We start from the raw sequence: 22846 nt of genomic DNA, 5'->3' as shown, positions 1-22846 counted from the left end.
TAAAAATTTAAAGGTCAGCGCGAATGCGGGCTGTAGGGGTGCCAGATATTGGTGCTTGTTGTAACTAAAATGTATTGCTGACGCGGCGCTATGCGCCTTGCCTGCTGACGGCCGGCACCTGAAAACCATTTTCAGGTCCCTCCGTCCAGCTCCGATGTAGAAAACGGGAGAACATTAAATTAATTACCGGATGAAAAATTAAAAGCGGGTTCATTCGCTGATTTCGGCAATAGCTCAATGCATAGTAAATCAAGGCGCAGCATGCGTAGACCGCTATCATGTACAGAGGGGGGAAAGTCTATGTGTGGAAGGTTTGCGCAGTACCAGAGCCGTGACATCTTTTTGACGCTATCGGCGTTAGCGACATCGATTACATTCACGACCCGGAACCTATCGCGCGTTATAACGTAGCGCCGGGCACAAGCGTATTGCTCCTGAACGAACGTGAGCAGCAGCTATGCCTCGATCCGGTTTACTGGGGTTACGGTCCTGAGTGGTGGAATAAGCAGCCCCTTATTAACGCGCGCGTCGAAACGGCAGCATCAAGCCGAATGTTTAAGTCTCTATGGGCCAATGGCCGCGCGATTGTTTTTGCAGATGGTTGGATTGAATGGGTACGAGGCGAGGAGAAGAAACAACCTTACTTCATTGATCATAAAAACCACGCCCCGCTATTCTTCGCAGCGATCGGTAAAGCGCCGTTTGATGACCCGCACGGCCACGACGGTTTTTTGATTGTGACGTCGGCCAGCAGTGATGGCATGCTGGATATTCATGATCGACGTCCACTTGTTTTGTCGGCAGATTCCGTCCTGGAGTGGCTGAATGAAGACACAACACCAAAGCTGGCTGAGGAAATTGCGAAGGACGCGGCATTACCGGTGAGTGATTTTAACTGGCACCCTGTCAGCACCCGCGTTAACAGCCCCAAAAATCAGGGCAAAGAGCTCATTGAACGCATTTAAACCAGCGACATTTAATTGTAGATAGCCTGTAAACTTCCGTTAGAAAAAGTCCGCTATGTGCCAAGAACGGACATTTCTAAAATCAACTTGAATAAATCAAGTGACACAGGCCAATACTAAAAATTATTTACCAATGCCCTAAGCCCAGTTTAATCTTATGTTTCGTCAGTATTGCTAACAAAAAAAGCTGCAGCCCCTTTCAGGGTTGAATACCCAACATAAGGAAATGTGATGCTGCCCGACCATTTAAAAGGTTTAAAGATAAGTCCATCCGGCGTGATAACCGTTGAAGGTCATACCATAAATGTCTGGGAGTTTTCTCCCCCAACCGATCCTGCGCATCTTGACAGCTGGGCACTGCATTTTCGTCGGCAATATTGTTCAGACCAGGAGCTTCCGGAGCTTTTAATGGGGACGGGGATGACAACGGAACAATACCTGAATGCCTACATTTTCCCCGACAAAACAAGAGCGCCCGGCCCTTCAATACGTTCAGGTGACTTTGCTGAATTTCTCATTTCCGATTACCTTGAGTTCACGCTCAATCTCTGGGTACCTCGGGAAAAATACGCCGATAAGGCAAGCAACAATGAATCTGTTAAAGGTGTTGATATCATTGGCTTCCATCAACTGGATATTGCCACCCCCGTTCAGGCAGATTCACTGCATGCTTTCGAAGTTAAAGCCTCTCTTTCGGGAAACGCCTATGGCGGCCAGCTCCAGAGTGCTGTTAACGACGGATCTAACGATCAGCATATAAGGCTGGCTGTCACTTTAAATGCTACGAAACGCAGATTCCTTCGTGAAGGGAAAGCAACGGAAGTAAGCCGGATTTCACGTTTCCAAAATCCCTCTGATAACCCATATACATACTTATCAGGTGCTGTAGCTGTTCTCTGCAACACCGCTTTCAATGAAGAGGAACTTGCCAAAACGCTGGCTAACGATCACTCAAATGTCGCAGCCCTATACCTGATGGTTGTACGTTCTAACATGCAAATGCAACTGGTTCATGAACTTTACGAGAGGGCCTGCAAATGAAGGCCGGATCCAACAGCAGGCGCCTCTTCGGCATAACGCGATCCAAAGGCAAGATGTACGAATTCGGTCTTGATGAATCTCAGCACCTCAGAGTTCCAGAGGGTTCGGATCCACTGCAGCTGTTTGTAATGACCATAGCAACTCTTGGGGATGTTACCGGGGTGCTTGCTGAGATATCCCATCCGTTGACTCCCCTTCCCCCTGAACCTCAGGCAGAACTCAATTTCTGCGCCAGCTTTTTTGACGCAGTCCTTGATTCAGGATTCGCGCAGGGTCTGGAAAGAACAACATTGCTTTTAGCTTCTGCCGCCTATTATTTAGCTCGCAGACCGGGCAGCAGCTTGGTCCTTGCCCGTCGAATTGATTACAGAGCAGAAGGCAACAAAGTCGAGCACTTTCTGCAATGGCTCCTCAAAGCAGACTGGATGACCTATTGGCCTCTTGATGATGTACGTTACGGATCGTTGCTTAGTTCGATATCGCACTCTGTCATAACGCATTTTGCCGAAGGAACTCAACTGCAGCATATTGAAACCTTACTAAAACTTCTCCGTGCTGAAGTTTATAAAATGGGTAGCGCTGAGGAGTTATTGTATGCAGATGTCGCCATATCGGTTTGCCGTATGAGGCTTGCCGCATCTGCATGGTCAACTATCCCCAAGTATTCAGGCTTATCCGCAGAGTACTGGCGACCGGTCATTCAGAGAGGACGCTTCCCCAAAGAACTCTGGCCTTCACAGCTGCTTTTGGGGGCCAGTGGGATCTACCGCGGCGCTTCAGGGCTGATTCAGATGCCCACAAGTGCCGGTAAAACAAGGTCGATTGAGTTGGTCCTGCGCAGTGCATTTATGTCCGGGCGCACCAGGCTTGCGGTCGTTGTCGCGCCCTTCCGGGCACTTTGCCATGAAATTGCGTTATCACTGCGACAGGATCTTGCCGGCGATGACATCAAAGTCAATGAACTGACTGATGCCCTGCAGATTGACTTTGTTGAACAGATTGCAGAACTGCTGGGAAGTGCTCCGCCCTCAACTTCGAATGTTCTAGTCCTTACGCCAGAAAAGTTTCTCTATGTGCTGCGTCAGTCACCTCAGATTTTGAAACACGTTGGTCTTGTCGTTTACGACGAAGGTCACCAGTTCGATACCGGCGCGAGAGGGATAACGTATGAGCTATTGCTCACCGAAATCAAGGGATTACTTCAAGACACTGCGCAGACTCTGCTTATTTCAGCTGTTATGCAAAACCCGCAGGCGATTGCAAGCTGGCTGATGGGTGCGGATAAAGCACAGGTTATTGACGGCGCAACGCTGTTACCCACAAGCCGGTCTGTTGCTTTTGCAAGCTGGACTGAGTCGCTCGGGCAGTTAATGTTTCATGAAAATGGTTATGACAGAGAAGACTACTTTGTGCCGAGAATAATCGAAGAAGCACAACTTTCGGGAATCAGAGCTGACAGCGCGACATTTCCTACCCGGGCGAAATCGAGCGATGTATCGCTCTACCTGGGTCTGCGGGTTGCAGGTAAGGGTTCCGTTGCCATTTTCTGCGGAACAAAATTAATTGCAAACAGCATAGCAAAGAGGGCGGTTCAGATTGCGGAGGCGGGATATAACACCGTATGGCCTGCGGCATACGCTGATCCTGAAGAAGTCAACGCACTGAAAACAATTAACGAAGGTAACTTCGGAAGCGACGCTCTCCTCTGTAAAGCCGCTGAGCTGGGTATATATACGCATCACAGCAATACACCCCAGGGTATTCGCTTGGCACTCGAACACGGGATGCAGAAAGGACTCATTAATTTTATTGCGTGTACATCCACCCTCGCTCAGGGCGTAAACTTGCCTATTCGCTACCTTATCGTGCAGGGCGTTAATCAGGGAGCCGGACGTGTAAAAGTCCGCGATTTCCAAAATCTGATTGGGCGTGCTGGCCGCGCCGGAATGCACACTGAAGGTATTGTAATCTTTGCTGACTCAACGATATGGGACAAAAGAAAAAACCGGCAGGAGTCGTGGAGATTTCAAAGCTCCGTTGAGCTGCTGTCGCCCGACCGTTCAGAAGGGGTAACCAGTTCACTGCTTTTATTACTGAAGCCTTTTTCGCTCCCCCGCAACAAGGAATGGCCATTTGCTGGCGGCGATTTGCTGGACTTCCTGGATAAAGATACGGACTGGGAACGCTGGGCGAACCATGTGGCAGATTCAGTCCCTAGCCTGCTCAAGGCGCAAAAAGATGCTCTTGTAAAAGCGCTATTGAGATCTCTGGGCGAGCGTAAAAAGATGACGCATACCCTTGAAAGCTACTTGATGGCAAACTGTACGACCATTGATACCACCTCATTTGAACAAAGAGCTGGTGAATTGGCACGCGATACTCTCGCATATTCACTTGCCTCTGCAGATGAAGCAGACAAACTGGAGGAGTACTTCAGGCTGGTTGCCAGACGCATTGAGTCGGTGGAAAGCTCGCCTGTTAAGCAGGCATTTTTCGGCAAGACATTGCTGGGTGCAAAGCAGACTAAACGCATTGAGACATGGTCAGATGAGCACAGAGATGTGCTATTAACGCTGGATTCCAATGATGTATGGCTCACTGCCGTATGGCCACTGCTGGCTGAACTCTGTGACAACCGTTTTTTCCGTAGCGTCGAGCCAGCTGATGCGGGTTTCCAACTCGCTCTCCTGTGGATGGGCGGAACAAGCTATGGCGAGATTTTCAGAAAAGCGTTACTGATGCAGGTTAAAAAGAAAGCCGGCAAGCTTAAACGGAAGGTAAGCGACGACGATATTCTCCATTTTTTGGAGAGCACGCTGGCATTTGATTGTGCGCTCATCCTGGCAGCGCTCGCGCAATTCCTTTTTACCCCGGAAGATCTCGTCGGGGAGCCCGGAACATCGCTTGCGCATTTCCAGAAGAGCCTGAAATATGGCCTTCCGGACACTCTGTCCATGAGTGTATTTGAGGCCGGATTCGCTGACCGTTTTATTTCACAAGCTGTTCGTGATGCTCTTCTGCAGGATGGATATGGAGGCAGTTCCTTCAGTGAGGCTCAGAAGATTCACCTGAGTGCAGTTGAGCAAGTCATCAAAGCTACCCCAGCCTATTTTAAGTATGTTTTAAGCTCATATTGATACTAATCGGGCTCATAGCAAAGCAAGCACTTGACACACTGGAGCGATAAATTAGCGTGATAAACCGTTTGTACTAGCCTGCCCCCCTTTAATTCACGCAGAATGCTGTTCGGAACGTCCGTTGTTCGCTCTATGCGGACCTGTGCAAGCTACCTGCTGGAATGTGTTTTACGTTTTATTGCGTTCGAACAGAGGCATTAGAAACATGAAAAATGGAAAATTAAATTTATGGCTAAAAGCCAATACAACCTAACTTGTGGAAGCGATGTAATCCGTGATGGTATGTACCTCGAACTTTCTGAGGCTGGAACATCCCCGCTCCGGCAAATTGCTGAAGTCTTCTATTCCGATGTAACTCATGAGTTCTCTTTTTCTTGCTATGAAGAATGCATCCCTCTGGAAGAGATTGAAAAGCTCATTCTCGAAGCTAAAAAAAGGCTTCCGCCAGCAAAACAGTAATCATGATGGGCCTGAACGTCTGTTGAGTGCCAACAGCGGACTTTGAGCAACGATAAAATTAAGATGTTCTAATGGGATGATTAAAAATCCTTAGCAAAATGTAACTTTCCTTAAAGAAACAGATGGGCCAATAAAATAATTCAACAAAATTATCATTCAGAAAGTGAATTAAATGAGACAATCATTAACACTGAGCGCCCAAGAGGCGCTCAGTGAAGATAATTACAATTTGGATACCGCCTTGATAACATCTTCAAAAATATCTTCATCAAAAACAACACTTCCACTCGAAGTGACATCAATGCAATAAGAACAATCATTGATAATCACGATAACCTTAGATTTATCAAGTCGATATGATGCATTTGGCAAGTAGTCATCTATATCAATCAGCGCATCTCGTGATGATTCAACCTCAAGATTTCCTGAGGTATATTTACTAAAAGTTAAACCTTTCAACTTGGCCTTTCTGAAGGACACTTCTTTAAATTTTTCCTTAAAAAATTCAACGAATTTTTCGATACTAATATCCTTACTGGAAACATAAAAGCCACCATTTGTGCACTTGACAAAATTCTCGATGAAATATTTTATGCTCCGAGGTGGATTTTCTATAATAAGTGTATGACCACCTCTTACATCAGGTACCAACCAAAAAGTAAAGTTAATATATTTATTGTATTCAACAATATTTTTTTCACCATAAGGGTCTATAATAACCTCATTTACAGGGACCCTCTCACTATACCTTGCTTGTAAACGGTCGGGTGAGAATTTCATTATTTCAAAACCCCAGCCTATATTTTCATCAAACTGATGGCCCACAAGTTTTTCGCGAAGTTGTTTGTAATTCTCCTGCACACTTGCACTAAACCATTTAGTTTTCATATAAGCTCCCCATCAGTTCGTTTTCACTTGAACAGCGTTAGCACTAACTATCTCATTTGAAATATCTCTTGCAGCTCTTTCTATGTAAGTAGATATTAACTTTTCCTGTTCTTTTTCAAATGAAATTCTGGTTTCTCTAAATTCTGTTTGCGATTTGTATTTATAATAACCTCTAACTAGATAGGAAAAATTGGTGCACTTTTCTTGATTCAAAAACTGAGCTTCGAACTCGACCTTATCTGAATCTGGAAAACCCTTGACTTTTGCCATCCAGATAATTCTTGTAATATAGAAACCTTCACTTAGAAAGTTATTCAGTTCCGGTGACTCAAGCACACCTCTTCCCTTCAAAGAAGCTTTTGAAATATGGTGACCTGTCGCGACTTTCACTTCATCTTCATCTTCATCTTCGTCATCACTCTCAGGTTTTTCTTCATCAATTTCAATATCCTGATGAGAAACATAAACATCCGTAACATCAATACACTCGAATGTATATATTCCTTCAATTAATCTTTTAAAAAAAATAGTTCTTTGAACGGGATCCTTTACACTTTCCAATGTAATTTCATCAATAGAAATATTTTTCTCGCTATTTATGGCTCTTAAATTCTGAGTTAATTCTTTAACGAATTCTTGAGATTTATCATTTGGCGGGAATCTCAATTGGTAAAGTCCATCAACTGTTGGCTCAATTAATATCTTGGCTTCTCTTGTTGAAGACTGTCTAAACTCACTGAGTTTATAATCCAACTTTATATACTTAATTGTTACTTCAATACCATCATTTTCAACATATGCGAATGTAGCAATATCACCTTCTTTTTTCAAGAATGATATTGTATCTTTAACAGCAGACTCAAGTTCAGAACGTTCAACTCCACCGTTAATAATGTTAGTAGCACTCTTTTCACGACGCCCTATAGAACCTAAGATGTCTGATAGCTTTTCATAATCACTGAAACCATGAAAATACCTTGAAAAATCAAGAGCAAGTGACTTTTTTGTGGTTCCTTTTGAAATTATAATGCCTCTTTTAAAGAAGAGATCTTTCATGTTTTCATGAGTTACTTTTGATTGAATCAAAGCATCAAACAAAGCCTTATCTGTAACACAATAAAGTCCATTTTTCATTTTAGTCTCTCCAACCTAAATCAACTGCGCTGAATTTTGGTTTTACGAAGTCAACCTGTTCGAAAATAATTGATTCAATTATTGACCGCTTATATTCATCAAACCCCCAATCCATAACATAAGTTTCAATCGCCTTCTGATAAATAGCTCTAATGTCATGATTTATATTTGGGTGAATAACTCTAATTCTTATATTTGGAATTTCGTTTAACAATTGAAACTTCGAAAGCATATCAAATATATATATGAATTCCAATTCAATCCTACCTTCGCCATTATAATAAACAATATAGCCAGATTCAAATGTAACAGTCTTCCCCTCTGCTTCAGTATACTTAAAAGCTTGACCATGCTTTATTATAAAGCAGGGGCCAGTTAAGGATTCAATTGTAGCCGGAAGCTTGGATGGAGAACCATTTACCTTATGCAATAACAAATCCGGATAATAAAATTGATAATCATCCCCTGCTGGGAAAAAACCATCGTAGGCTAACTTGTGAATATCGGATAGTATTGATTGTAGGTAGTTAATGATTCGAGGCTCAACTATATGGATTTTATGACCACGCATCAATGGGATATTATCAATATCAACTCCACGCTTTCCCCTTTTCTTATCTGTGGCAGGGACGGTATTAAAAACATCATAGAAATTTTGGTCAAAGTCTCCATCATGATTGTAAACAAATAACAGTCCTCGAACTTCTGCTGAACCATAAGCATATTGATAAGCTTCTTGCCACTCAGGACTTCCTTCTGCACAATCAATAGACTCTGCAAGAGAAATGAGCGCGCTGCGCATGGCTGTAGAGGTTATGGATCCTTTAGCATAACTCTTTAAATCTGTATTAAAATAAACATATTGATTTAAATATGGATCATGATATCTAAATACAACATCGCAAGGATGTGTGTCAGATTTAGTTTGGTGTGTTTTATTTTTGTGACAAGGATAATTTTGATTGGTGGTTCCTACGATTTCCCAACGGAACCATTTGAATAGGTCATTTGAAATCTTTTCTGCCATTAATGCAATGTTAGATGTCTCGCCCGACATGTTATGCTCCATCATAAGGGTAAATTGCATTAACCAATATGCCAATCTTTTCAGAGGCGTTCAATGTGCTTTTCCTGCCAGTCAATACGACAAGTCTTAAAATTTAAGTGTGCGATTGACCACAACTAGGTAACTAAAGTTTATGCCCGCTGTTCGCTCATTGCCGCCGTTCACTGCAACACAAACTCTGTCTAATTTATCTTCGTTAAAACTCAGGCCTGCATTACGCAGGCCTGGTTCTTAGTTGGTCATAGATATTTTTTAAACGATGCGGTTGTGACCGTAATGGTGAGCCCCAGCATTAACGCGGCTGGCAGCAGCAGCAGGTTTGGATAGACCGCTGAAGGCCATGACAGGTAGGCCATTACCGGCAGATACACTGCTGGTTTAATCAACCTTTTCGCACGGTGGTAAAGAAACGACGACTCATAACCGGCTCCGAACCGACGTAGGTCTCGTCGGCCGAGTCCTTCAACCACGGCGACACATATCACCAGGACGAACAAAGGCACAGACAGTGCAATGATAGTCACGCGGATCAGGGTCATGAGGGAGACATATACCGTTGCCAGCATGTACTGCTGAAGGTAATTACCCAGCCAGCTGCTGGCCCCCTTAAGGTTGCGCGATACTTCGTTGCCGCTGCTCATTTCAGCCTTGTAGGTATCCTGTATCCAGCTGACGATGCCACTGTCCACAAAAGCCCACTGGTAAGCCCCAGTAACCCAGCGCGTAACCGTTGCCGCCGGCTCGGAAAGTAACAGGCTGCGGGTAAAATCAGAAGACAGATAGCCAAACTCTGTATTCATCACCGCCTGGCTGTGCGTAGCCCCCAATTCAGGCCAGAAAAAGGCGATCCCGATATATTCAATGACAAGACTCAGCATCAGCGAAGCCAGAATCACGCCGATGAGTTTCCACGGCCAGCCCCAGACCAGGTTATAGAGTAGGCCGTGCTCGCGAGGTTGCACGGGTTGTTGCGGTGCGGTACGACGTGCCTCAGCCATGATTATCTTCCTTCACTGATGCGATTGCTGAACTGCGGCTGTCCCACCATCCTTCACTGCTGTGATAGTTACGTCGCATCTCTTCGGCAAGACGCGCGATATTTTCAGGCATATGAATGTCACCGGCATCACCCGCCGGCAACGGCATCCGGATTTTCCAGAGCTGACCGCCTTCAAGCAGCGCGAACGCTTGGCCTTTTGGCAGCGTGACGATGTCGGAAGGCTCCAGCAGCGGCACTTTGATGGTGCCGACGCGGTCCTGCGTGCTGGAGGTAAAATCATGGTTTACGGTAACGTCAGCCGAATCCTGATGACCTGAGACCAGCGTTTTACTGTAGATTTCAACCTGCGGCAGCTGTGAGGTCAGCAGCTCGGCCGTCCGGTTCTCCCTGACGCGCAGCATAATCAGGTTGTTGAAGTTACCCTGAACCTGAGACGTTTTGGCCGCGCTCCCGATCCGGGCTTCAATATCAGAGGACGTCTGCGTATAGGCCGTCACCTGCATGCCCGCACCGCCCCCTTTATTGATGAGGGGGATAAACTCATTGCCCATCAGTTCGTTAAACTCATCGCAGTGCAGATTGATGGCGTCTTTGCCCTCTTTTGAGCCGGGCAGTCCGCCGTTGATACCGTGCTTGTAGATGTGGCCGGCCACACTCACCAGGTCGGCAAACATGCTGTTACCCACGGCGCTGGCAACCTCGCTGTCGCTGAGCGCATCGAGTCCCACGTAAACAATGCCTTTTTTACGGATCACCTGTTCCCAGTCAAAAATGGGGCGGGGATCGTCCATATTCAGGTAATCGGGCGAGAGCAGCTCTGCCGTTTTGCCGGTGGTCAGTTTTTCCAGCAGCGGCAGCAGTGACGCGACAATTTTATCAAAATAGGTGCGGTCATAACGTACCGCAGAGCGCAGCCCGTCAAGTATCGGATCATAAAGCTGATTGCCGGCGTCCGAGCTCAGCGCCACCTCAACGGCCCAGATACGCACGGCTTCCGGCTGTCCCTGCATGGCACGCGGTACGTCATCTTCACTGAAGGCGTTGGCATTATTTTCGATCTGGCTGTTCAGTTCCGGCATCTTCTCAGTGATGATTTTTTCGGCGTAACGCAGATAAAGGTCGGCAATGTTGTTCACGTAGCGGGTAATGAGGTTGTAATCCGGACGTTCCCCAAGCGCGACCAGCGCCCGGGCAACAATATTGACGAATCGCCAGGCGAACTCGCGAAACGCCGCGCTGTTGCCTTCGCCACTGAGCTGGCCGGCAACGCGTGTCGCGACTTCTGAAACGCGCCCAAAACGCCCCACGGCGTTATAACGCGCGGAGATGTCAGGCCAGCCGAGGTGGAAAACCGTCAACTCATCCCCCCGCCCTGCCCGGTGCGCTTCTGCCCAGACCCTTTTAAGCAGATCCGCGTCCCCTTTTGGGTCAAATACGATAGTAACGTCCCCGCGCCGTATATCCTGCGTGATCAGTAACTCAGCCAACCGCGTTTTCCCCACGCGGGTGGTGCCATAAACTACCGTATGGCCGACACGCTCACGTAAATCGAGCGTGACGTCACTTTCATCGGGTTCAATGCCATGAATGGCCGGGTTACCCCCGACCGGCGGGAGCGGGCGAACTGGATTAAGCGCCGTGTCGGCGCCGAGTAGTTTACCTATCGCCGGCAGACTGCTTTCCGTTGCCTCCTCAAGCTGGCGGGCAAGCTGATAGAGCTTTGAGGGTTTCAGATAGTGAGCCACCTCCGGGCGCAGCGTATCGCGCAGACGCTGGGTGTGTTTCTGAGTCCAGCGAAACCCCCTGCCCATGAAGAGCCGGCGCTTACTGACGGGGATTTGCTTTGACGTCATCACATAACGCGGCAGACGGCGCAGATTACGACGGTAGCGAACGACCTGCATTCCCTGACGCGCGCGCACCGCAGACAGCACCGCAAATCCGCCTGCGGTCACGTAGCTGACGGAGGGCGCGAGAGCCACCGCCCACGGCGCTGTGATGCAAACGACGGCGGCGGTGCCGGCTGCCACGGCCGTATTCAGCTCCACTGCGGGGCGCAGAAGCGCTTCAATAACGTATTTATCACTCACAGAGAAAACTCCTCGAATGGTTTGCCTGCCAGCAGCGCTAAAAGACGGCGCCCACTGATAATCATCAACTGCTGTGAACCCCTGCTGACAGCCCGGCTTTTCTGGCCCGTACGGCCGGTATGAATAAACAAGCCTCGCAGCCCCATACACATCAGTACCGCCTCAAAATCCCGGACGTGCGCCGGTGTAATGGACCGACTGTAGCGTTTGGCCTGTATCAGCCAGCACTCGCCGTTAATCTGTACCTTTCCGTCAAGGCCGCCGTCTCCGCTGTACGACGCATTACGCTGTACGGGATACCCCTGACGTTCAAACGCCAGCAACAGCAGCTCCTCAAAGACATACGGATTAATTTTGCGCAGATAGGTCATGCGCTGCCCGTCACCACTGAGTTCGCCGATACGGGTATACACGCGCTCAGCCGTCGCGCGGTAGCGCTGGTGCCGGCGCTCACTGGCCGTCTGCCGGCGAAAGCGCCAGAGAAGATAAACAATGACCGCCAGCAGAGCAGCCAGCAGAACCGGATTTCCCATCAGCAGGGCAGCGACATAAGGAGCAGATATCACTGCGGCACCTCCTGAGACAGGCCACTGTCCGTGATAAGCACAGGGTAATGGATCAGCTGCAAGCGACGGGCAAGTTCAGATCCCGATGAGGGGGCCAGCTGCAGGCCGGGTGCCAGACTACGCAGTTCAGCAAGCGATGCCGGGTTATCGATGTTCACAATCAGCCCCGCCGCGTTTCTGGCTGCAAGCTGCTGCGCGTTGTGCGCCAGCCACTGACGTGAATAGCCGTCATCCCCGATGATAAACAGCGCCCCGATACCCGGCAGCGTCAGCGCCCGGGGGGCAACGTTACCCGGCGACATTTCAGGTGTTGTGACGGGCAGCATGGCCGCTTCGCCCTGCGCCTGCGATGCGGCAGGCGGTGGCGGCGCGTCCTGCCGGTTGACGGCGTCAAAAACAGCCTGCGTGCTCTGTCCGCCCAGGTCTGCGATGACGTTGAGCCCGGCCAGCGCAGCGGGTGAGAAAACGATGATTACGGTAATGATGAGTGTGTTCAGTGTCATGATCACTGACTCCGTGGGTTTATCCAGACGAGGCCGGTATCCGGCACCGATGCGGATGCTGTCTGTTCTACCGCAGTCGCCGCCGGCAGATGCGGCGAAGACTGAAGCAGGGCGAGTTTGGTTTTAACGAAGGCGCGATAACGGGCTGCTGGAGCGCCACCTGCGGGATGGTGATAGCAGCCGGCCGCATCAAGCCAGCTGCCAGGCTTTCTGTCCCAGCATTCGCGCAGAATGGTGGCAGCGGCGTTGAGGTTTTTATAAGGATCGAGCGCTTCCCAGGTCGAAGTAAAACGCCGGCCGTTCCAGCCGAGATTCACCTGGGCAATACCGACATCGATACGCTTCAGGGAATGCGTTTTTATGAAAACCTGCAGCGCCTGCCAGGCTTCTAGGCGGGTTTTATAGCGATATCCCTTCCCCGCGACGTTGAGTGTCCACGGCCACGGGCGTTCGCCCTGCGGCAACCTGCGGGAAGACTCCTGCAGGCTGACCGAATAGAGCGACTCGGCCGGCACGTTGTGAGCCTGTGCCACGCGCACGTAACCCTCCGGAACAATCTGTTTGTCACCGGCGAATGAAGAAAGTGAAACCAGCAGTAGCGCCGCGCCGGTCAGAATGCCGCGACTTGCCATCCGTTTTCCCCCTGCTGCAGAACGACCGGCATCATACCGTTACCGAACCGCATCCAGCGCCCGCCGTCATGATTCAGCGTGACCTGCCGGCTGCGTACCCTGTCCAGAGGGATATGATGATCTTTCGCCCAGCCGCGCAGTTTGCCGTCATCCCCCTGGCTGTCCACAAGGTAGATATCAACCGGCCTGTTATCGGCTAACACCGCCGCGAGGCGGGCGTCACACTGCCCGCAGCCAGCGGATTTCACGAACAGTGCCAGCCGCCCGCCGGTGTCGTGAGCAATACCGGCCGCATTGCCCATGTTGACCGCGAGGGTTTCAGGATAGATGCGCTTCCAGGCGGCGGTGACTTCACGCTGAAAATCCAGCTCTTTCTGTGTGCGGGCAAACTCTTCCCTGACCCATTTTTCTGCGTATTTTTTACGTTCAGCCTGACTCCGCGCCTCAATACCGAGTGTTGAAAGCGGGTCAAGCCCCGGCGACTGCGTACCGCGCGGGCCTTTCATCAGGCTCTGATAGCGCTGATAGTCATCCTGACTCAGCCCCCACTGACCGCCCTGCTGCTGCAGTTCCTGCACGCTGCTTTGCTGCACGCTCTGATCCGAAGCATCAACCGGTTCTCCCCTGGCATTCACAACCTGGATATTTGCCTGTGCCGAACAACACAACATAATCGCCGCAAGACTGAGTATTTTTATCTTCATATCGCCTCCGTTAGCGAACGTTGACAGTAGTTAAGCGTCCGTCCACGCGAAATTGCGCCTGCCCGTAGCCGGCATTGACCAGCGTCCAGCCATTAACGGTCTGCCCCTCGCCGATAAGGCGGATTTCAGACAGTGAGCTGAATCCCGCCGGCGCAATGGCCGCAAACGACGTCGCCCCCCGCTTTTCTACGCCGGTCAGCACAAAGGGCGCTTTACGCGCCACGCTTCTGACGGTTTTATACGGCTTAGCGGGTGCCGGCTTTTTTACGACTTTTGTCGCTTTAGGTTCCGCCGTGGTCTGCTGCGCTTTCTGAGGTGCGTGCTGCAGCGCGGTAACGGCCTGATCCAGTTCAGCCTGCCGGCTCTGCAGTGACGTCTGAGCCTGATTCAGCTCACTGAGCGACTGGCGAACCTGACTGACTGCCTCAGGTAATCCTCTGGCGGACCAGGCATCGAGAGACTTCTGAACGGCATTAAGCTGATCCTGCTGTCGTTTGATCGCCTCACCCTGCGCGTTAATGGTTGCCTGAACAGGTTCAAGGTCAGTCTTCGCCAGTGCCTGGGTGTAAACCACGTTTTGCTGCTTCTCGACGTGGCTGAGTCGGTTTTCCTGCGACACGCCGCTGCGAAGAGAAACAAAAGCCAGAAAAATTGCAGCAGCCGAAAGCGTGATCTGACCTATTGCAGGCAGGTGATGCTTTACGGTGCTGAAACGGCTACCTGATGACGGAATAACGTCATCAGCGTTCTCATCAGGAAAGGAGGTTTCTGTCGTCATTTTGTCAGCCACCCTCCGCGAGCAGGCTGCGCCTGAATGGGACGGGGACCCGTGATCTGAAAGGGACTGGCGGCGGATGACGTAGCTGCCGCCGGCGCGTATGCGCTGGCAGGGCGCGGCGGCAGCTGCGTCGCAGGCAACTGATAGCCGGCACGCAGGCTGTGGCAGACCACGCGCTGCACGTCATCCACTTCCAGCTCCCATGCGGGCCCCGCCAGCACCTGCAGCGCGGTGCGAAGACGCATCGGACCCAGCTGGAACTGGACGGCCGGCAGCGGCTGACGATACAGCACGCCGTTGGTCGGTCCTGTCTGACACAGTGAGTAGCCGGACTGCTTCAGCGCATAACGCATTGCATCGGCCACGGTTGGCTGAACCGAGGAAGGAATACGCACATCAATAATCTGCGAGAGGGGGTCGCGTTGCACGGCCTGAGGATCCGTACTGACAAGCAGGTAACGATCGTAGCGAACCACCTCGGGCGTCCGCGCGTAAACATCATCAGCAGATGTCTGGACGTTGCGGGTGACGCTGACTGGGGCAACCGGTCTTGCAGGAGCCCGATCCTGCAGCTTCTGGGGCTGCTGAATACACCCCGTCAGCAGCGCAAGCGGTAAAGCGGCAAAGACGGCATTAAATTTCATCTGGAAAGTTCCTGTACAGTGTGAACAGGCATCACTGTGCGCAACTCTTCAACAGGCTTCTATCAACAACTCTTTTTACGTTTTCAAAAAAAAACGCTGACCGGAGTCAGCGTTTTTTATCAGCACTTTCAGGCAACCTGATGGGGCGGGTGCGTGATGTCACCACGGCCGCTTAACAGGCCATCAATCGAAACATCTTCATCCAGTGCGTCCCAGTGGATCCCACGGGGAGACAGTTCATAGTCATTCAGCTGTTCGGCAGACGCGTTGCAAAGTCGGGGAAACCAGGACAGCGGCACACCGATTATTCGCTCGTCTGACAGTTCGACCCACATGATGCGGTCATCGAACCGAACTTCCTTAGCTGAAATAGTCATTCCAGGCCTCCAGAAGCAGGGGTTGGTTTAGCTTTATCAGTATTAGCAGTTCTTTTACTGTCCGGGAATCAAATCCGTCATTACGCGCCAGTTTCACAACGGGTTCCAGCCAGAACTTTGCTTCAGTGCCGGCCTTCATCACATGAATGTGAGCAGGTTCGCGCGGATTGCCTTCGTTGGAATAGAAAAAGAACCGAAAACCGTTCAGCCTAAGTATGACAGGCATCGTCAGTAACCTTTAAAGGATTTGGTGAAATTAACTGCAGCGGTAAGTGGCAGCGGCGGTTCAGAGAGCGCCTGCGGCATGTTTTGCGATACCGTAACCGTGTCCGAGGAATGGTATGTCATCCTCCCAGTCCCCTGCAGATTGCGACTGTGACGCAGGCTGCTGCGGAGCGAATTGAGTAGCACTGTGACGCTGCGATCCCCGTTTTTGGTTTCCCTGATCCCTGCCGCCTTTCGGCTGCGTCGCGGAGGAAGGCTGTGACGCCGGCTGCTGTGGCTGGCCCCAGCCACCGCTGTGTTGTGGTTGATCGCTGTTCTGTTGACGCCCTCCTAACATCTGCAGGGTGCCGCCCACGTTCACAACCACTTCTGTTGAGTATTTGTCCTGCCCGCTCTGGTCCTGCCATTTGCGGGTACGCAGCTGTCCCTCGATATACACCTGAGAACCTTTGCGAAGGTATTCACCGGCAACTTCTGCCAGCTTGCCAAACAGCACCACGCGATGCCATTCAGTGACTTCCCGGTTTTCACCGGTTTGCTTATCTCGCCATGACTCTGACGTTGCCAGTGAAAGGTTAGCGACCGCGCCGCCGTTAGGCATATAGCGGATTTCAGGATCCAGTCCGAGATTACCGACCAGAATAACTTTGTTTACGCCGCGAGAGGACATAAGCATGCTCCTTCAGGGAAAGGCCTGCTCAGAAGAGAGCAGGCTTTGGTGAACAATCAGAATGAGTTTTCGGCGTAGGCTTGCTGCTGAGAAGCGGCATTCTGCGTCGGATGGGGTTCAGCGCGTTCAGTCTTGAAGACCATGTCCTGGCCTATCTTGATCCAGTCCACCTTAATCAGGCGGGCTTTCAGGCTGACACGACTTTCACCGGCGTGCTCACCATTTTTCAGCTGAAAAATGTCGGTTGACGGGTTACTCAGTACAAAGCCAATCAGCACTTTCTTGTCTTCATCCACCGCCTTCTGACAACGGTTAATGAGGCTGCTGGCTTCTTTGCCGGCAACCGTGACGTCGAAACGCACATAAGAAGGGCTGTCGGCCGGACCTGACAGTGCGTTGATCACGCAGCTGATAAAGGTGCCGGTCTGAGCATTGACCTGCCGCACGTTGCTGAGATAGCCCAGTCCGTTGATGGTCAGGTTGAAGTAGTCTTTTGATTTGCCGGTGTTGTTGGCATTTGAAGTGTTGTTTACAGACATGATGTTTTCTCCATGGGGGTCAAAAAAGATTCGACGGAGAAAACTTCTGCCCGGACGGGAGAAGAATTCCCGTCGGGGAGTCAGAATCAGCTAAATTCTGACTGTCTTGATAGTTGAATGAACCTTCATCGCCAGGCAGTAGGAGCCGTAATTGACGATATCTGCTTCCAAAGGCGAGCAGATGTACCACACTGATGTGTTCTCCCTTGCAGGCTACAGGAGTGTTATGTTCAGCCACCCGAAGGCGATTCTCTCAGGCCAGGAATCATTGGTGGTCGTCAGAGACGACAGGTAAGCCCGTTAATTTTTAAGCCAAACATCGCGGCTGTCAACCTTTCTGACTCGTCAGATTGAGACTTGCCGGCGCAGAAGCCGGCGCTTTTCGACCCCGGCCTGCCCCCCGGGTTTTACCGGCCGCCTGACGACGGTTTTTACGGTTTGCCTCACCAATGATCCCCTTGCAGTCCGGATACTTCATGCAGCCCCAGAAATTGCCCTGTTTGTTCTTGCACAGCCGGGTCGGGCCACCGCAAATCGGGCAGACAGGGCCGGTCAGCGCAGTGACGTTGAAAGCAGTCGCCCGCCCTTTTTCGATAAGATGCCGGGTCCACTGGCTCTGCTTTTGCATAAAATCGCTTAGATCACTTTTCCCCTGGGCGATATCATCCAGCGCCTGCTCCCAGAGGGCCGTCATGCCGGGGCTGGTCAGTGTTTCAGGCAGTGCGGCGATGAGCTCGTGCGCCATCTGAGTGGACAGGATGAACTTCCCCTTTCTCTCCAGGAAGCCCCGCTTAAACAGCGTCTCCAGCACGCCGCTGCGCGTCGCTTCCGTCCCCAGCCCGGCATTCTCACGCAGCACCTTCCTTAGCTGAGGATCCGTGACCAGGCTTGCCGCGTTTTTCATGGCCGCTATCAGCGTGCCTTCGGTATGGTGCGGCGGCGCTTTGGTCATATTATCTTTAACGACCGCACCGGTAACCGTGCAGGCAGCGCCCTGCTCAAGCGCAGGCAGCTGCGCGGACGACTCTTTATCATCGTCAGCTTCCTCCGACTGCTCTGCGGTAAAGAGTGATTTCCAGCCGGCGTGGATCATCACGCGCCCCCGCGTGCGGAAAAGCTGATTGCCGATGTTGAAGGTGGCATCCGTCACATCGGTTTCCTGCAGCGGCATAAACTGTGCCAGATAGTGCAGCCGGATAAGCGAATAGACTTTGAGCTCTTTTGCATTCAGTTTTGCTATTTCGAACGGCTGCCGCGTGGGAATAATCGCATGGTGCGCCGTAATTTTTTTGTCGTTCCAGACGCGCGAGTTGAATGCAGTATCAAGTTGCGCAATCTCAGCGCTGATTGTCGGGTCCGAGCGCTGTATCGCATCCAGCACGGCGCTGGCCTCCGCCCGCATCGAGAGCGGGAGATAGCCGCAGTCGGTACGTGGGTAGGTCGTCGCTTTGTGTTTTTCATACAGTGACTGGGCGATAGACAGGACCTCATTAGCCCCAAAGCCCCATTTGCGGTTGCAGGCCTCCTGAAGATCGCCAAGAGAAAAACAGAGCGGTGCCGGGGTTTTATCGCGCTTTTTCTCAACGGAAATCACGCTGCCGGATCCGACTTTCTGGCAGAGTTGCCCGACCGCCTGTGCAACCTGCTGATTCACGCAGCGTTTTTCACTGTCGCAGTATTGCTCCGCCGTAACCCATTCGGCTTCAAAGGCAATCCCGTCCTTTTCCAGCTGTGCTCTGACCTTCCACCACGGCTGCGGCGTAAAGCCGGCAATTTCATGGTCCCGTTTAACCACAATGGCGAGCGTGGGCGTCTGAACACGCCCCACGGAATACACCTCTGATACGCCGGCTTCACCGGCTTTCACGGTATAAAACCGGGTCAGATTCATCCCGATAAGCCAGTCAGCCCGCGCACGACCGATACCGGCCAGGTAGAGTTTTTCGGTTTTTTCTCCCGGCAACATTTCATTCAGCGCTTTTTTAATGCTCGCTTCATCCAGCGCGGAAAGCCACAGCCGGCGCACGGCACCCCTGTAGTGGCAGTATTCCATCAGCTCACGCGCAATCACCTCACCTTCCCGATCGGCGTCGGTTGCAATGACCACTTCACTGGCCTGCTTCAGCAGTTTTCTGATGACGCCAAACTGATCGGCAGTGTCTTTCTTGACGGTCATCTGCCAGCGATCCGGAATAACTGGCAGCACTTCCGTGCGCCACGGGCGGCCAAACTGTTCGCCATACGTTTCAGGGCTGGCCGTTTCCAGCAAATGCCCCACGGCCCACGTCACCGTGATGTTACCGCCGGTGATACATCCCTGCCCGCGCTGGCTGACACCCAGCACGCGGGCAATATCTTTGGCCTGAGAGGGTTTTTCACACAGATAGAGCTGCATGCGGGTCTCCGGTATTAGCGTGCCTGACCAGAGGCAACCTGGCGGACCTGAGTCAGAACGTTATTGAAATTGCTGCCGGTCAGGTGCGACGGGACGGGCGATTTGTACGTCACGTACACCCGCGTTCCTGTACCGTCCTTTTCGAGCTCGATGTCCATATGATCGTTGTCGCCAACGTCGCTGCCCATGCGATAAGAACTTCCCGGCACGGCTTCCCAGACAGGATGTGCATCCTGAATGGCCGCCGCACTCCACCGGCTGTTACGATCTTTTGAACGGATGCGTCCAATCTCCTGAGCGCTGACATAGCCATAATGTCGCTTCAGGCGTGCAGCAGCCGTGTCGATATCAACCGGCACGCTGAACTGTTTGCTGGTACTCTTCCCGGTAGAGCCAGATGCTTTGGTCAGCACCGGCATGCCGTTGCCGGTGTCCATAGAGCCCCCTTCATCGCCGCGCAGCGTTTTGCTGATGCTGAAAGCGGTATCGCTGATGTTTTTATTGATGCTGGCTAAATCAGAGCCGGCACAGCCGCTCAGCAGGACGCAGACAGCGCCTGAAATAATCATCCGTTTCAAATTAGTTGTCCTCAGAGGTATCAGCAGTAAGGGTGGAGAATGAAGAGCGTTTTTCACCCGACATCACTGCCGGATCGGGTTCGCCCAGACGCTTGATAGCCGCCAGCCCCCGCGCGGTTTTATTACGGATATCCTCGTAGGTCACCGGCATGCTCCGGTAATTCTGGATAAGGCCGTACACCACACGAACAGCTTTACTGCCTGTTTCAAGGAACTGATCGCGCTGCGAGCGGTTAATCAGACCGTAATGGAAAGCCCCAAACGCTCTTAACGCCAGTTGGTCGTAATGAACCAGCAGCCAGACGCAGCGATACCCCAGGGGTGACCGACTGAACACATCCAGATTAAGCGGTTCGGAAGAGGTGACATCTGAAATGGTGATGCCGGCCGGAACGGCTGCGGTAATTTTTGCGATAATCCTGACCTGCTCCTCCACCTTTTTAGTCGCCAGCCTGATGGCCTCTTCAAGGTTGACCAGAAACTCGTCACCGTAGGGATTGCCTGCCGCTGCATCGCGACCTGCATATCCAGCCCGCGCGATAGCTTCCGGCATGCCAGGGATTTTGTGGCGATATTCCTTATTGTCTTTTTCATCAGAGCGATTTCGCCCTTCCCAGAGCCTGATTGCATAGTGTGAATGCAGCTCAACAGTCAGTGTGGATACCAGTCCGCCAGACCGCCGGGGCGAGGTTTGGGGAGATGTCTGTTCGGCCATAGCTGTCTCCTGATAGGCAAAGGCTTCTCGTTAAGTAAGTGGCGATCCTCATTCCTGAAAGGACCGTAAACAATGCGAAATCAGATTTTCAAAAATGAAAATTTTTTTCTAAAAAAACCAGTTCAATTAATAAGCAGTGTTGCACGGTGCAACACGACCTATTTTTTGACCAGTGTTGCACGGTGCAACACTGTATGTTTTATATACACCTACCAACGCCAGCTCATTTCCTCTGAGGTCCAACAGACTCACGAAGACTCTGTAATATCTCTCTGACGCGTTCGTCACTGCAGGACTTCCTGTTTTCAGAAGCAGAAGGCCTGAAGGGCCGTAATTCCGGGCGTGACGCATGGCCGGGGTTATCTGATACTTTCCTCCCGCTTTCAGCAGGATAAAGCGTCCCCTGCCGGGCCTTTTTGAGCACGGTCAGCAGCCAGCCAAGCGGGTTTTGCAGGCTGCCTTCACGCTGCGCCCGGATAATATTCGACAGGACCAGCGCAGATCTCTCAGCCGGTAACGCCTGCAGCTGGAGATTAACCATCTTCCGATCTTCAGGTTTCAGCAGGGATGCGAAATTGTCGGGCAGAAAAACCGAATCGTTTACGTATGTTTTATCTGTATTAGTAGTAAAACTACGTACGTAACTGTTCGGATTCCGAACCCAGCCGTTATGCCCCGCGCCATCTCTGAGTTCGGATACCGAACCCGGCTTCTGAGCCTGCACATTTAAGCTGAGTTCGGAATCCGAACCCTGTAAATGACTCGTCGGTTCGGGTACAGTCCGGCAGGCCAGCTCTTCAGGACTCTGAACGGCACCCAGCCGCGCATCTAACATCTGAAGATGGCTGCGGTGGTGAGCCATTGCGGGATCCAGCCGAATTTCACTGATTACTGATTTCGCCGTGGAACTGATGGTGCGGTTGCTACTCAGGCAGGCTTCCGCAACGGTTTTAAGCCAGTGCGGATCGAACGTTTCTGCGTCACAAAATGATAACGGCTCATCGTGTTGCGCATAGATGTTGCCTCTTACTCTACCCTTTTCATCCCTGACGCGTTTGCAGAGGCTGAGCCAGCCAGTGATGCGAAGCATGAGGAGTATGCGGCTGATGGTCTCTCTGGACGCTTTGCCTTTTCCCGGCGTTGCCAGCTGCAGCTGCAGCTCTTCATAGGAGGGAAAAACGGCACCATCATTGCTCAAGGCGTGCAGGCGGATGATTATCCAGCCCATTTTGTCCAGCGGAGAGAGGCGTGGATCCAGAAGCAACCGGCGCGGCATGGAATCATGTATGTTACCCGTGAATAACAGACCACCACGGACATAGTTGTTTTGCTCTTCCGGCAAACACGCCAGCCGATCGATTAATTTATTGACTGCCTGATGGATAAGGCTGTCATCCGGTAATGTCATTCTTCACCTTCTGAATACAAAAATGCTGAGCACTGTGCCACTCAAGGCTCAACGCTCAGCATTCTGGCTATATTTCAGTTGCGCATAGCCGTGTTATAGCGCTCATGATTCATCATCTCCCAGGTGCGCCCTTCATCGCGGCTGAGCAGTCGCCAGAACGGACCAAGATCGATCTTGTAATAGCCGGTTTGGTTTTCATTCAGACGTTTATAGTTACGCTCACCCTGCCAGAATCGAAGCACCGCGCGGGTCGCTTTCTTTCGCAGTGAAGATGGAACAGTAACCGGGGCTTTTAGGCCCGGTATAATTTCATAAGACCGCACTCTGCCCTC

The 22846-nt window shown here is 51.2% G+C and carries 24 protein-coding genes; 4 read left to right on the top strand and 20 right to left on the bottom strand.

What is annotated here, in order from left to right; translation table 11 throughout:
* Positions 1-428: 428 nt before the first annotated feature.
* From LBW88_RS23395 to LBW88_RS23380, 4 genes are all read left to right on the top strand, one after another.
* A complete protein-coding gene (locus LBW88_RS23395; protein WP_265112698.1) occupies positions 429-965 on the top strand; it encodes an SOS response-associated peptidase family protein in 537 nt (178 codons plus the stop codon).
* A 231-nt stretch (positions 966-1196) separates the two neighbouring features.
* A complete protein-coding gene (locus tag LBW88_RS23390; RefSeq protein ID WP_224934813.1) occupies positions 1197-2006 on the top strand; it encodes a virulence associated protein in 810 nt (269 codons plus the stop codon).
* Positions 2003-5143: a DEAD/DEAH box helicase gene (locus LBW88_RS23385; RefSeq protein WP_224934815.1), complete on the top strand. Its 3141-nt coding sequence runs from the start codon at positions 2003-2005 to the stop codon at positions 5141-5143. Before LBW88_RS23390 ends, LBW88_RS23385 begins: the two co-directional genes overlap by 4 nt.
* 228 nt (positions 5144-5371) lie before the next feature.
* Positions 5372-5602 (top strand): hypothetical protein, encoded by a 231-nt coding sequence (locus LBW88_RS23380; RefSeq protein ID WP_224934817.1) that lies wholly within the window; start codon positions 5372-5374, stop codon positions 5600-5602.
* Between the two features lie 222 nt (positions 5603-5824).
* On the opposite strand, the gene LBW88_RS23375 is transcribed toward LBW88_RS23380, so the two are convergent.
* The 20 genes from LBW88_RS23375 to LBW88_RS23280 all read right to left on the bottom strand — a co-directional run bounded on the left by LBW88_RS23375 (position 5825) and on the right by LBW88_RS23280 (position 22837).
* A complete protein-coding gene (locus tag LBW88_RS23375) occupies positions 5825-6490 on the bottom strand; it encodes a hypothetical protein (RefSeq protein ID WP_224934819.1) in 666 nt (221 codons plus the stop codon).
* A 12-nt stretch (positions 6491-6502) separates the two neighbouring features.
* On the bottom strand, positions 6503-7624 hold the full coding sequence (locus tag LBW88_RS23370) for a hypothetical protein (protein WP_224934820.1): 1122 nt from the start codon (positions 7622-7624) through the stop codon (positions 6503-6505).
* Position 7625: 1 nt separating this feature from the next.
* Entirely contained in the window at positions 7626-8681 is a 1056-nt protein-coding gene (locus tag LBW88_RS23365) for a hypothetical protein (RefSeq protein WP_224934822.1), read from the bottom strand.
* Positions 8682-8929: 248 nt separating this feature from the next.
* Positions 8930-9688 (bottom strand): TIGR03747 family integrating conjugative element membrane protein, encoded by a 759-nt coding sequence (locus tag LBW88_RS23360; protein WP_224934824.1) that lies wholly within the window; start codon positions 9686-9688, stop codon positions 8930-8932.
* Positions 9681-11780 (bottom strand): type IV conjugative transfer system coupling protein TraD, encoded by a 2100-nt coding sequence (traD, locus tag LBW88_RS23355; RefSeq protein ID WP_224934826.1) that lies wholly within the window; start codon positions 11778-11780, stop codon positions 9681-9683. The genes LBW88_RS23360 and traD overlap by 8 nt, the downstream gene beginning before the upstream one ends.
* Complete coding sequence (locus LBW88_RS23350) at positions 11777-12346, bottom strand: restriction endonuclease (protein WP_224934828.1); 570 nt, start codon at positions 12344-12346, stop codon at positions 11777-11779. The genes traD and LBW88_RS23350 overlap by 4 nt, the downstream gene beginning before the upstream one ends.
* Complete coding sequence (locus tag LBW88_RS23345; RefSeq protein ID WP_224934830.1) at positions 12343-12849, bottom strand: integrating conjugative element protein; 507 nt, start codon at positions 12847-12849, stop codon at positions 12343-12345. Before LBW88_RS23345 ends, LBW88_RS23350 begins: the two co-directional genes overlap by 4 nt.
* A 2-nt stretch (positions 12850-12851) precedes the next feature.
* Positions 12852-13481, bottom strand: a complete 630-nt coding sequence (locus LBW88_RS23340; protein ID WP_224934832.1) for a lytic transglycosylase domain-containing protein — start codon at positions 13479-13481, stop codon at positions 12852-12854.
* On the bottom strand, positions 13460-14185 hold the full coding sequence (locus LBW88_RS23335) for a TIGR03759 family integrating conjugative element protein (protein WP_224934834.1): 726 nt from the start codon (positions 14183-14185) through the stop codon (positions 13460-13462). Before LBW88_RS23335 ends, LBW88_RS23340 begins: the two co-directional genes overlap by 22 nt.
* 10 nt (positions 14186-14195) lie before the next feature.
* On the bottom strand, positions 14196-14963 hold the full coding sequence (locus LBW88_RS23330) for a DUF2275 domain-containing protein (RefSeq protein ID WP_224934836.1): 768 nt from the start codon (positions 14961-14963) through the stop codon (positions 14196-14198).
* Positions 14960-15607 carry a PilL N-terminal domain-containing protein gene (locus LBW88_RS23325; protein ID WP_224934838.1) on the bottom strand — a complete coding sequence of 216 codons (648 nt, stop codon included), beginning with the start codon at positions 15605-15607 and terminating at the stop codon, positions 14960-14962. The genes LBW88_RS23330 and LBW88_RS23325 overlap by 4 nt, the downstream gene beginning before the upstream one ends.
* Before the next feature lie 128 nt (positions 15608-15735).
* On the bottom strand, positions 15736-15984 hold the full coding sequence (locus LBW88_RS23320) for a DUF2442 domain-containing protein (RefSeq protein ID WP_224934840.1): 249 nt from the start codon (positions 15982-15984) through the stop codon (positions 15736-15738).
* Positions 15968-16210 carry a DUF4160 domain-containing protein gene (locus LBW88_RS23315; RefSeq protein WP_224934842.1) on the bottom strand — a complete coding sequence of 81 codons (243 nt, stop codon included), beginning with the start codon at positions 16208-16210 and terminating at the stop codon, positions 15968-15970. The genes LBW88_RS23320 and LBW88_RS23315 overlap by 17 nt, the downstream gene beginning before the upstream one ends.
* Before the next feature lie 60 nt (positions 16211-16270).
* Positions 16271-16879, bottom strand: a complete 609-nt coding sequence (locus tag LBW88_RS23310) for a single-stranded DNA-binding protein (protein ID WP_224934844.1) — start codon at positions 16877-16879, stop codon at positions 16271-16273.
* A 56-nt stretch (positions 16880-16935) separates the two neighbouring features.
* A complete protein-coding gene (locus LBW88_RS23305) occupies positions 16936-17418 on the bottom strand; it encodes an STY4534 family ICE replication protein (RefSeq protein WP_224934846.1) in 483 nt (160 codons plus the stop codon).
* A gap of 328 nt (positions 17419-17746) precedes the next feature.
* Entirely contained in the window at positions 17747-19813 is a 2067-nt protein-coding gene (locus LBW88_RS23300) for a DNA topoisomerase III (protein WP_224934847.1), read from the bottom strand.
* Positions 19814-19827: 14 nt separating this feature from the next.
* Positions 19828-20382, bottom strand: coding sequence for a hypothetical protein (locus LBW88_RS23295; RefSeq protein WP_224934936.1), 555 nt, complete (start codon positions 20380-20382; stop codon positions 19828-19830).
* A gap of 10 nt (positions 20383-20392) precedes the next feature.
* Positions 20393-21106: a PFL_4669 family integrating conjugative element protein gene (locus LBW88_RS23290; RefSeq protein ID WP_224934849.1), complete on the bottom strand. Its 714-nt coding sequence runs from the start codon at positions 21104-21106 to the stop codon at positions 20393-20395.
* 223 nt (positions 21107-21329) lie between these two features.
* A complete protein-coding gene (locus LBW88_RS23285) occupies positions 21330-22514 on the bottom strand; it encodes an STY4528 family pathogenicity island replication protein (protein ID WP_224934851.1) in 1185 nt (394 codons plus the stop codon).
* A 74-nt stretch (positions 22515-22588) separates the two neighbouring features.
* Positions 22589-22837, bottom strand: coding sequence for a hypothetical protein (locus tag LBW88_RS23280; protein WP_224934853.1), 249 nt, complete (start codon positions 22835-22837; stop codon positions 22589-22591).
* Positions 22838-22846 lie beyond the last annotated feature (9 nt).

The organism is Pantoea sp. alder81 (assembly GCF_020179835.1).
Classification (GTDB): domain Bacteria; phylum Pseudomonadota; class Gammaproteobacteria; order Enterobacterales; family Enterobacteriaceae; genus Pantoea.
This window is presented reverse-complemented; position numbering and strand designations above follow the sequence as displayed.